Here is a 10,433-nt window from a genome sequence, read left to right as displayed (position 1 = left end):
CCCGTGATCGCGATCACGGTGCCGAAGACGTCGCCGAAGTCGTCGTTGATGAGCGGGCCGATGGTGCCGGGCGGGAGCGCCGGGACGACGTCGGCGATGGCCTCGCGCATCTCGGTGAAGGCCCCCTCCACGTCGGCGACGGCGTACTCGACCTCGAAGGCGAACGAGGCCACGCCGGGCTCGACGCTGGTCTCGACGTGGTCGGTGCCCTTGACCTCTTCGAGGGCGCGCTCCATCGGCTCGGCGATGTGGCGCTCGACGCGCTCGGCGCTAGCCCCCGGCCACAGCACGGACACGACTGCCGTGCGAACGACATAGCCAGGGTCCTCGGCGCGGGGCAGGGCGAGGTAGGAACGGAGGCCCGCGAGCGCGAGCAGGGCCACGACGACGTAGACGACGACGCGGTTGTCGAGGGCGGTGCGGGTTAGACGCATGGGACTGGTAGGGTGGAGACGGGCAGGGTGCAGAGGGCTCACTAGGAGCCCAGCACTGAAAGCGAAGGACGAGGCATAGGGCGCACCGCTAGCCAAGCAGGCCTATCGACTGCTGGCTCTCGGCCGCGCGCTCTGGGCTATCGGCTGCGGAACGAGACGAGGTCGCGCGCGAGGGGGTCGTCGCCTGCGAGGCGGACGCGCTGGCCGTCGGCAAGCTCGCCGAGGCCGGCTGCGACGACCGTCTCGTTGGCTTCGAGCCCGCGCGTCACCTCGACGCCGCCCGCGTGGAGCGTGCCCGTCTCGACGGCGCGGCGGCGGACGACGGCTTCCTCCTGACCGGGTACGAGCGTGCGGACTGAACCGCCCTCCTCCTGACCGCGCTCAGCCTCGGATCGGCCCTCGTCTTCGGGTGTCAGGCCCACAGGCTCGATCACCATCACGTAGGTCCCCTCGGTATCGGCGTTGACGGCTCCGACGGGCAGCACGAGGGCACCGCCTGCCTGAGCAGCAGCCAATCCCTCGAACATCACGCGGGCGGTCATGCCGCTGCGCAGCGCTCGTCCGTCAGCTATCCGGCTGTTGATGCGTACCACGACGGGAAAGGTCGTCGCCGCGCGGCCAGGGGCGACGCCGACCTCGGTGACGGTGCCGGTAAGGGTCTGGTCGGGGAAGGCCGGGAAGGTGATGGTGGCCGAGGCCCCGCGCTGGATCGCACCGATCCGCTGCTCAGGCACGGTCACGGCCACCTCCATCGGGCTGTCCTCGGTGTTGACGAGCGCGACCGGCTGGCCGGGACCGACGAGCTCACCGGCCTCAACGAAGACCTGGGCGACACGACCCGAGACAGGGGCCCCGAGGCGGGTGTAGCCGAAACTACGTTGGGCGAGCGCTACCTGGTCGCGGGCCGCAGCTACAACGGACGTAGTCGTCTCGGCACGGGCGCGGGCGTTGTCGTACTGGCTGGCAGGGACAACACCTTCAGCGTAGAGCGCGCGGATGCGGCCGAAGTCGGCCTCAGCAGCGCGGGCTTGGGCTTCGGCCTGCCGAAACGCAGAAGACGCCTGCTGGACCTGGAGTTCAAAGTCGGCTGGGTCGATTCGTGCCAAGAGCGCCCCGCGCTGAACGCGGTCGCCGACCGCAACAGTCACGGCTGTTACGACTCCTCCGACCTGAAAGGATACTCGTGACTCAATGGCTGCCCGTGTCACGCCCGAGAACGACGCTGAAGTCGCTGCGCTCGGTGTAGCCGAGACGGTGCGGACCACCGGGGGCGGAGCCGTGGCCGGCTCCTGGCTACTACACCCGGCAGCGATCAACGCGAGGGCGAGCGCAAGGAGCACGAGCATCGCCTGGGTAATAGGACGGCGGCGAGCGTGGAGCGGAGTGGGATCGAACGTAACCATGAGACCGAGAGTCAGCGTGGACCAGAGGTGAGTGGCGAGAGGAGCTAGCGGAGAGAGGCGGCAGGCGCGTCGGCGGTAGGCAGGAGTGGTTCGTCGAGGGCATCGAAGGAGCCGACCGCGCGCTGGAGGTCGACGTAGGCCCCCGCGACCTCGTAGGCCGAGGCGGCGGCAAGCTCCTCGGTGAGCCGGAGCGCCTCCTGTGCCTCGACGAGCTCCGTCACCCCGGCGATGCCTTCGCGGTAGAGGCGGGCCACGTCTGCGTAGGCCTCGGCGGCCGCTGCCGCGGCCTCTTCGGCTTCGCTGTAAGCGGCGTGGGACGCGCCGAGCAGCGCTGCCGCCGTGCGGACGCCCTGCGTGAGCCGCTGCTCGACGAGGTCGAGGCGGGCCTGAGCTTGGCCGAGTTCGGCACGCGCTAGCCGGCGCTCTGCCTGTTGCCGCCCGCCGAGGAACAGCCCGAAGTCGAGCCGCACCCCGACCGCCCACGTCTCATCGGGCGCGGCCGGGATGGGCAGCCCCGGCGGGAGCGTGAGGCCTGCACCGCCTTCGGCGAGGCGAGTGCTGGCGTTGGCGAAGACGCTCACCTCGGGGAGGTAGGGCGCGCGCCGTGCCGCGCCCAGTCGCCGCTCCTGCGCCTCAATCACTGCACCGAGAGCCCTCGCAGCAGGAGCGTCCATGAGCGCCTGCTCGACGTAGTAGTCGGCCAGCACTTGGGCCTCGGCCGGACTGCCCACGGCGGGAAGAACGGGAATAGACGCCAGGAGCGCCCGCGGGTCGGCGAGGGCGCTGCTCGCAGCGGAGCCTTCGGCAATGGGCGCGGCGGAGGCCAACATTGTTGCCTCGGCCCCGCGCTGGGCGGTCCCGCCTTCGATCACCGGCCGCACCGCAGCGTCGATGGGAAGGCTAAGCGTCTGGTTGAGCGCGAACGTCGAGGCGTCGACGCCGCCGAGGGCGCGGGCGAGGTCCTGCCGCGCCCGGGCGGCTTCGGCCTGCAGGCGCGCCACGTCGGCCGCGCTCGCCGTCCCGGCCCGTTGCCGGGCCTGCGCCGCGCCGAGGTCGACCGAGAGCCGGCCGAGGCGCTCCTCGGCGATCGCTGTTGCCGTCTCCGCCTCCAGCACGTCTATGAACGCGTGCGCCCCTTCGGCGGCGGCGGCGAGCCGGGCCTCTTCGAGCCGGTAGGCCTGGGCGAGCGCAAGTCGCCGCTGGACGCTGACGCCGGCGAATGCTCGCTCGGAGAAGAGCACCTGCACGACGGACGCTTCGGCCGTCCAGAGTCGCTCCGGGCTGGCCCCGCCGAGGGCCGCCGCTGCCAGGTCTTCGTTGATGAGGCGGGCCGTGGTGGAGCCCGTCGCCTGGGGAAGCAGCGTGCTGCGTGCGATACCCACCGCTGCCTCGGCCGCATCGAGGCCGTACGCCTCCACTGCAACTCCCGCGTTGTCGCGCGCCGCGATGCGGGTCGCCTGGTCGAGCGTCAGCCCAGAGGCTGCGTGGGCCGGCTCGCCGACCAGGTCGGCGCGGAGGAGGAGGTCCCATGGGAGCGCGAGGCCCAGCCGCTCCACCGTCGCGGTGTGGATGGTGTACTGCACCTCGGGCAGTGCGGGTGGTGCGGTCGCCGGCGCGTTGCCGGCCTGGGCGTCGACCACCGCGAGCGCGACCCGGCGGGCGAGCGACTCTTCATAAGCGGGCGAGGCCGAGGCGAGGAAGCCTCGCTCGACGAGCGACGGCGCTGCAGCGAAGGCAGGGACCCGGCGCACCGCCAGCCCGTCTGCCAGGCGACCGAGTGCCACGTCGTCCAGTCCGGTTTCCGCGTCAACGTAGACGAGCGCAGGCTCCAGCGCCTCTACCTCGGCAAGCACAGCCTCGGCCGAGCGCGCAGGCACGAGCGCCACCCGGCGCGTGTCGGCCTCTCGGGCGACTCGCTGGAGCACCGTGGGGTCGGCTGCGGCGTGCGCAACCACAGCGACGGTGGCCCCTTCCTCTCGCTCGTCCGGGAGCACCTCGGCAAACGTCGCCATCAGCAGCCCGAGGTCGCGGAAGAGCGCAGCCGGACGGCGGACGACGCCTGGCGGCAGCTCGGTCAGCGCTGGGTCGACGAGCGATACGCTCACAGTCGGCAGTGAGCCGTCGGGGCTGGGCGGCATCGCCTCGAAGCGAGCGATCCGAACGTCCGTGCGGGCGTCGTCTCGGACGAGTTGGGCTAGCTCGGCTTCGATAGCGGAGACCAGATCGGGGGGCAGTGTAGGCTCCGCCCGCACCTGGGCGTGTAGCTCAGCAGCCGGCGCAGCGAAGAGCAGCAGGACGGCAGAGCAAAGACGAGATAGGGCGTGCGAGGTGAACATTGAGGAGAAAAGCCGGTGCGGAGGGACGAGCCAGGCAGTTGACCATTTGTATTAACCACTTGGTTGAATCGTATAAGTCACTTCAGTGCGAGTGGTTCCATTTGGTTCATCCAAATGGTTGAACTCTTTTGAGAGTCGAGGTGATAAGCTGACTTGCGGAGGCCTCAGGCGCTGTGCCTCGGCAGGCTTTCACCTTTTCTTGAAAATATCAGACGTCACCCTCCTCCTCGCCTGCACCCCCACTCTGCCAGGCGCAGCACGGAACCGCAACGTCCCAGGCGCTTTGGTTTTCGGCCCGCAGTCACTTCCCTACCGGACTTCTCTGTTCGACCTGCTCTATGCCTGACGACCCTTCGACGCCTTCGATGCCAGACTTGCCGCTGTCCGCGCTCACGGGGACGCCCTCGAACCCTGAGGAAGATGCAGCCGAGGCGAACATCCTCGACGCGGCTCAGCGGGTGTTCCTGCGCCAGGGCACCGACGGGGCGCGCATGCAGGAGATCGCTGACGAGGCGGGCGTCAACAAGTCGATGCTCCACTACTACTTCCGCAGCAAGGAGCGTCTCGCCGAGGCCGTCTTCATGCGGGCCGTCCGCGAGACCTACCGCCGGTTCGAGCCTGCGATGCAGGCGAACGGTCCGTTTCGGGAGTTCGTCCACGCTCTCGTCGCGGCTGACCTCGCGATGATGGACGAGCACCCGTACCTCGTCGGCTACATCCTCTCGGAGTTGCACCACCACCCCGAGCGGTGGCAGCAGGCGATCCGGCTCGAGTTCCCCGTCGGCCGCGAGGCGATGCAGGCCAGGCTGGACGCAGCCATTGACGGGGGCGAGATCCGCCCGGTCAGCCTGCTGGCCTTCACGACGTTCGTCGTGTCGATGACGTTCTTCCCGACCGTTGGCGGCGGGCTGGTCCGGGCCTATGTGGGCGCAAGCAAAGCCGAGTGGGAGGCGTACCTCGCCGAGCGGGAAACACTGATCGTCGACCTGTGCCTCCACGGCCTACAACCGACCGGATCTGCGCCGGGAGCGTAGCAGAGCTTACCCCTTCGCCTCATGACTCTGCTCGACCGCGCCTACTTCGCCCGCCCCACGCTGGAGGTCGCCCGCGACCTCGTCGGCACGCTGCTCGTCCACGAGACGGACAATGGGCGCATCGCCGGACGGATCGTCGAGACGGAGGGCTACACCCGCGACGACCCGGCGCTCTACGGCTGGAAGGCCACGTTCGGCCCCGACGGCACGGTCCGGCCAGAGGGCAAGGCGGCCGACCTGTTCGCCCCGCCAGGCACGGCGTACGTCTACCTGATCTACTACACCAACTGGCTCATCAACGTGGTAACCGAGCCCGAGGGCACGGCCGGGGCCGTCCTTGTCCGGGCGCTCGAACCGGTCGAGGGCATCGAGGCGATGCGCGCGCGCCGCCCAGCGTCGGTCAAGAAAGACCGCGACCTCACCAATGGCCCCGGCAAGCTGACCCAGGCCCTCGGCATCGCCGACCCGGCCTTCCACGGGACGGACCTCACGCGCCCCCCCCTCTACTTCGCAGGCGACGGCGCGCCTGCGCCGGAGATCGAGACCTCGTCGCGGATCGGGCTCACGCGGGGCGTGGACCGGCCGTGGCGGTTCTTCGTGCCGGGCCACCCGTTCGTCTCGCCCGGCGTGCCGAGCGACGAGCGGCTGCGCCGTGGACGGTGAGACGGTGGACGGTTGGCGCGAAGCGCGAGGGTCTCAGTAATTTTCCCGACTTTTCCTCCCACTCCTCCCACTCTCCTGCCCGTGAAAGCACGGCTCCTCAAACGCTGGGACGACCTGCGCTCCAGCTACTGGTTCATCCCGACGCTGATGTCGCTCGCGGCCATCGGCCTCTCGTTCGTCACCACGGCCATCGACGGGCATCTCGGCCCGGACTGGATCCAGCGCCTCGACTGGCTCTACGGCAACCGGCCCGACGGCGCGCGGTCGCTCCTCTCGACGGTCGCGGGGTCGATGCTCGGCGTGGCGGGCGTGACGTTCTCGGTCACGATTGCCTCGGTGGTCTACGCCTCGGGGCAGTACGGCCCGCGCCTGCTGACCAACTTCATGCAGGACACCGGCAACCAGGTCACGCTCGGCACTTTCATCGCCACGTTCCTCTACTGCCTGCTCGTGCTCCGCACGGTCCGCTCCGCCGGCGAGGCGACCGGCGACGGCCCGGCGGGCGAGATCGTCGGTGCGTTCGTGCCGCACGTCGCCGTGCTGACAGGGCTCGGCCTCGCACTCGCCAGCACGGCCATCCTCATCTACTTCATCCACCACACCCCCGAGAGCATCCACGTCTCGAACGTGATCGCCGGGATCGGGCAGCAGCTAGAGCGGCGCGTGGAGACGCTCTTCCCCGAGCGGATCGGGCACGGGCCGGCGCAGGGCGACGCGTCGGGCGACGCGTCGGAGAGCCTCCCCGAGGACTTTTTCGACGAGGCTGTTGCGGTGGAGGCTCCGGCGACGGGCTACGTCCAGAGTCTCGACACCGACGCCATCCTAACTATTGCCTGCAAGCACGACCTCATCTTCCGCCTGACCTACCGCCCGGGCGATTTCGTCAGCCGGGACGAGCCGCTCCTGCTGGCGTGGCCCGCAGACCGCGTCGGGGCCGAGGTCCGCGAGCAGGTCCAGCGCTCGTTCGCGTGGGGACCGCACCGGACCGCGCTCCAGGACGTGCGCTTCCTCATCGACGAACTCGTCGAGATCGCGGCGCGCGCGCTCTCCCCCGGCGTCAACGACCCGTTCACGGCCGTCAGTTGCATGGACTGGCTCGGGAGCGCGCTCAAGCGGGTCGCCCAGCGGGACATCCCCTCCCCGGAGCGCCGCGACGCCGAGGGCACGCTCCGCGTCCTCGCCGAACCGACCACGTTCGCGGAGTTCTGCGGCCTCTGCTTCGACCAGCTCCGCCCCTACGCCGCCGCCGACCGCAATGCGGCGCTCCACATGCTCAAGGTGCTCGGCGAGGTCAGCGGGCGTACGTCGGACCCCGAGCGCCGCGCCGTGCTCCGCGCCCAGGCCGACCGCCTGCTCAGCAGCGTCGAGGACGCCCTCTCGACCGAGGCCGACCAGGCACTCTTCCGGGAGCGCTACCGCGTCATCGCCGGCCTGCTGAGCAACGACGCAGCTTACGACGCCGTCGTCGCAGAGCACGACTGGCTCGGCGGGACGGCGTGAGCCGGGTTTCTAGTTCCTCGTTTCTGGTTTCTAGTTTGTTGCTCCCGACCGCTCTCGCCCAACCAGAAACCAGGAACTGCAAACTGAAAACTGTCCTCACCGCACATAGCTCCCCGCGTTGAGGTCGATGGTGCAGCCGGTGGCGTGGTCCATCTGGCTGCTGGCGAGGAAAACAATCGTTGGGGCGATGTCGGCGGGCTCGGTCATCCGGTCGAGCGCGAGGTCGTCTGTCGCGTAGGCTTCGCCGTACTGTTCGATGAACGGCCGGGCCATGTCGGTCCGCGTGAAGCCGGGGGCGACGGTGAAGGCGACGACACCCTGCCGCCCGAGGCCGCGCGCGAGCGAGCGCGTGAGGGCGACCACCCCGCCTTTGCTCGCGGCGTAGGCGAGGTAGTCCGGCGTGTCGCCCCGGAAGGCCGCTCGGCTCGCCACGTTGATGATCCGCCCGCCGCCTCGCTCCGCGAAGTGAGCCGCCGCCGCCCGGCAGAGCAGACCGGCCGCCCGGAGGTTTACCGACATCGTCCGCTCCCAGATGTCGAGCCAGTCGTCCGTGTCCGCGTCGAGCGCTACCCCCTCGGCGACACCCGCGTTGTTGACGAGGACATCGACCCGCCCGAAGGTTTCGACGGCCCCGGCGAAGAGCCGCTCGGCGGCTGCGGCGTCGGCGAGGTCGGCCTGGAAGACCTGCGCGCCGTGCCCGAGCGAGACCGCGAGGTCGCGCGCGGCAGCCTCGTTCCGGTGGTGGTGCACGCCGACGGTAGCTCCGGCGCGGGCGAGCGCTTCGGCGGCGGCGCGGCCGATGCCCCGGCTCGCGCCGGTGACGAGGACGGTCTGCCCGGAGAGGTCGAGGGTGTAGGGCATCTTCAGGGCAAGGGCGTAGGGCGATACGCCCCTACTTTTTCGGCGGCAAGCCCGCCCCGAGGTCGAGGGCGACCGGCTTTGGACCGGCGGGCTTCACCCCGGCAGGTTTCACGCTAGCAGGCTTGACCTCTGCCGGCTTGCCCCCTGCCGGCTTGACTCCTGCCGGTTTTATCCCGACTGGCTTAGCAGCAGCGGGCCTCGGCAGGCCGACGGGCTTCATCCCAGCCGGCTTCGCGGCGGCAGCGGGCTTCGACGCGACCGCTTTCGGCTTACGCCAGAGCGGTACGGACGAGCACGGCTCGCCATACATCAGCTTCTTCGCCACGCCCTGCAGCTTCTGGGTCGCAATCAGGTAGGCATTCGCCGGGACGATGGCGCTTCCGCAGCCCTTGATGACGACCGGCTTCCCCTCGAACTGCGCCCAGTCCTCGGCGTCGAGCGCTCGCGTGAAGCGGTCCCGCACCAGGTCGGCCTTGCGCCCGTGCGCGACCGAGGCCGCGACCCCTTCGAGCTTGGAGGCGACGAGCATCGCGGCCCACGTCGGGACGATGGCATCTGTCGAGCAGAAGACGGCGACGTGGTGGTCGTCGTACTGGCTCCAGTCGTGCGCCTTCATCGCCTCGCGGAACGGTACCTCGCGGAGCACAAGGCCCTCGACGAGGTGCGGCGCGAGGTCGAACTCGACGACGGGCTTGCCGTCCCACAGTTCTTCGAGGTTGTAGGTCGTGATGTCGCTCTGGGCGACGCGGTTGACGAGGTCCATGATCGTGTGATGCGCGACTCGTGATGCGTGAGAGCCGCCGTCTAGGCGGCAGCAGGTTCGGGGCGGGTCTGTTCGACGGCGGCGGCGACGTCGTCGATGGCGAGGTCGATTTCGGCGTCCGTCGTGAAGCGGCCGACGGAGAAGCGGACCGAGGCGAAGGCGTCGGCCTCGCTCAGGCCCATCGCGGTGAGGACGTGGCTAGGCGTTGCCGCCTTCGTCTGGCACGCGCTGCCGGTCGAGACGGCGACGCCGCGCATCGCCGGGAGCAGGTCGCGGGTGCGGACGCCGGGGAAGGTGAGGTTGGTCGTATTGGATAGGCGGTGCGCCGTCGTGCCGTTGACGCGGGCTTCGGGGAACCGGCCGAGGAGCGCGGCTTCGAGCCGGTCCCGAAGCGCCGCGAGGCGGGCCGCTTCGTTGTCCAGGTTCGAGGCCGCAAGCTCCGCCGCCTTGCCGAAGCCGACGATGCCGGGGACGTTGAGCGTGCCGCTGCGCAGCCCGTCCTCGTGCCCGCCACCGACGAGCAGCGGGGCGAGGCGGACGCGCGGCCTGCGCCGCCGCCGGTAGAGCGCGCCGACGCCCTTCGGCCCGTAGCACTTGTGCGCTGAGCAGGCCAGCAGGTCGACCCCTACCGCCTCCACGTCGACCGGCACCTTGCCGAGCGTCTGCGTCGCGTCGGTCATCATGAGCGCGTCCCGCTCATGCGCGAGATCGGCAATGGCGCGGATCGGCTGGATGACCCCCGTCTCGTTGTTGGCCCACATCACGGCTACCATCAGCGTCTCGTCGGTGAGGGCGGCGCGGAGTTCGTCGAGGTCGAGCAGGCCGTCCGACCCGACGCCGAGGACCGTCACCCGAGCGCCGTCGCGTTCGGCAGCTTCGCACGCTTCGAGCACCGCCTTGTGCTCGGTGGCGGCGGTGATGATATGGTCGCGCTTACCGCGGTAGGCTTCGGCCGCGCCGCGGATGGCGAGGTTGACCGCCTCGGTCGCCCCGCCGGTAAACACCACGGTCTCGGGCCGGGCCCCGAGCGCCGCCGCGACCTGCTCGCGCCCCTGCACCACGAGCTCGTCCGCCACCCACCCGAACGCGTGCCCGTCCGACGACGGGTTGCCGAAGTGCTCCGCGAAGGCCGGGAGCATGGCGTCCACGACGGCCGGATCGACCGGTGTCGTGGCGTTGTAGTCGAGGTAGATCGGAGCAGGCATGGTCTCGGGGCAGTGTCAACGGGCCGGTTGTACGGGCCAAGCACCGGGCGGTTTTGGCGAGGCAGTTGGACGGTGGACGGTGAGGCGGTGGACGGTGAGACGGAGGGCAGAAGACGGTTGGCGCGAAGCGCGAGGGTCTCGTTAACTTTCTCGGCTTTTCTTTCCACTCCTCCCACTCCTCCCACTCCTCCCACTCCTCCCACTCCTCCCACTCCTCCCACTCCTCCCACTCCT

Annotated in this window: 9 protein-coding genes; 3 read left to right on the top strand and 6 right to left on the bottom strand. The window is 70.0% G+C overall.

Going from position 1 to position 10,433, the window contains the following annotated elements; translation table 11 throughout:
- The 3 genes from AAGI91_17010 to AAGI91_17000 all read right to left on the bottom strand — a co-directional run.
- On the bottom strand, positions 1-434 hold a 434-nt coding region (locus AAGI91_17010), incomplete at its 3' end, for an efflux RND transporter permease subunit (protein ID MEM1044311.1).
- A gap of 137 nt (positions 435-571) precedes the next feature.
- Positions 572-1,780: an efflux RND transporter periplasmic adaptor subunit gene (locus tag AAGI91_17005; protein ID MEM1044310.1), complete on the bottom strand. Its 1,209-nt coding sequence runs from the start codon at positions 1,778-1,780 to the stop codon at positions 572-574.
- 101 nt (positions 1,781-1,881) lie between these two features.
- On the bottom strand, positions 1,882-4,173 hold the full coding sequence (locus AAGI91_17000) for a TolC family protein (protein MEM1044309.1): 2,292 nt from the start codon (positions 4,171-4,173) through the stop codon (positions 1,882-1,884).
- A gap of 338 nt (positions 4,174-4,511) precedes the next feature.
- On the opposite strand from AAGI91_17000, the gene AAGI91_16995 reads away from it, so the two are divergent.
- The 3 genes from AAGI91_16995 (at position 4,512) to AAGI91_16985 (ending at position 7,370) form a co-directional block, all read left to right on the top strand.
- The gene (locus AAGI91_16995) at positions 4,512-5,207 is read left to right on the top strand and encodes a TetR/AcrR family transcriptional regulator (GenBank protein MEM1044308.1); all 696 of its coding nucleotides are present in this window, start codon (positions 4,512-4,514) and stop codon (positions 5,205-5,207) included.
- A gap of 21 nt (positions 5,208-5,228) precedes the next feature.
- A complete protein-coding gene (locus AAGI91_16990) occupies positions 5,229-5,870 on the top strand; it encodes a DNA-3-methyladenine glycosylase (protein MEM1044307.1) in 642 nt (213 codons plus the stop codon).
- Positions 5,871-5,951: 81 nt separating this feature from the next.
- Positions 5,952-7,370: a DUF2254 domain-containing protein gene (locus tag AAGI91_16985; GenBank protein ID MEM1044306.1), complete on the top strand. Its 1,419-nt coding sequence runs from the start codon at positions 5,952-5,954 to the stop codon at positions 7,368-7,370.
- 96 nt (positions 7,371-7,466) lie between these two features.
- On the opposite strand, the gene AAGI91_16980 is transcribed toward AAGI91_16985, so the two are convergent.
- The 3 genes from AAGI91_16980 to AAGI91_16970 are packed head-to-tail and all read right to left on the bottom strand — an operon-like array spanning position 7,467 to position 10,199.
- Positions 7,467-8,231: an SDR family oxidoreductase gene (locus tag AAGI91_16980; protein ID MEM1044305.1), complete on the bottom strand. Its 765-nt coding sequence runs from the start codon at positions 8,229-8,231 to the stop codon at positions 7,467-7,469.
- 31 nt (positions 8,232-8,262) lie between these two features.
- The gene (locus tag AAGI91_16975; protein ID MEM1044304.1) at positions 8,263-8,994 is read right to left on the bottom strand and encodes a DUF2480 family protein; all 732 of its coding nucleotides are present in this window, start codon (positions 8,992-8,994) and stop codon (positions 8,263-8,265) included.
- Between the two features lie 41 nt (positions 8,995-9,035).
- On the bottom strand, positions 9,036-10,199 hold the full coding sequence (locus tag AAGI91_16970) for a cysteine desulfurase family protein (protein ID MEM1044303.1): 1,164 nt from the start codon (positions 10,197-10,199) through the stop codon (positions 9,036-9,038).
- Between the last annotated feature and the right edge of the window lie 234 nt (positions 10,200-10,433).

The organism is Bacteroidota bacterium, assembly GCA_038746285.1.
Classification (GTDB): Bacteria; Bacteroidota; Rhodothermia; order Rhodothermales; family JANQRZ01; genus JANQRZ01.
Note: the sequence above shows the minus strand (reverse complement) of the source record. Positions and strands in the feature narration are given on the sequence as shown.

Bases quoted from the DNA above. Each gene is read 5' to 3' on its own strand.
- AAGI91_17005 (MEM1044310.1), bottom strand. From the start codon at position 1,780: ATGCTCGTGCTCCTTGCGCTCGCCCTCGCGTTGATCGCTGCCGGGTGT.
- AAGI91_17000 (MEM1044309.1), bottom strand. From the start codon at position 4,173: ATGTTCACCTCGCACGCCCTATCTCGTCTTTGCTCTGCCGTCCTGCTG.
- AAGI91_16995 (MEM1044308.1), top strand. From the start codon at position 4,512: ATGCCTGACGACCCTTCGACGCCTTCGATGCCAGACTTGCCGCTGTCC.
- AAGI91_16990 (MEM1044307.1), top strand. From the start codon at position 5,229: ATGACTCTGCTCGACCGCGCCTACTTCGCCCGCCCCACGCTGGAGGTC.
- AAGI91_16980 (MEM1044305.1), bottom strand. From the start codon at position 8,231: ATGCCCTACACCCTCGACCTCTCCGGGCAGACCGTCCTCGTCACCGGC.
- AAGI91_16975 (MEM1044304.1), bottom strand. From the start codon at position 8,994: ATGGACCTCGTCAACCGCGTCGCCCAGAGCGACATCACGACCTACAAC.
- AAGI91_16970 (MEM1044303.1), bottom strand. From the start codon at position 10,199: ATGCCTGCTCCGATCTACCTCGACTACAACGCCACGACACCGGTCGAT.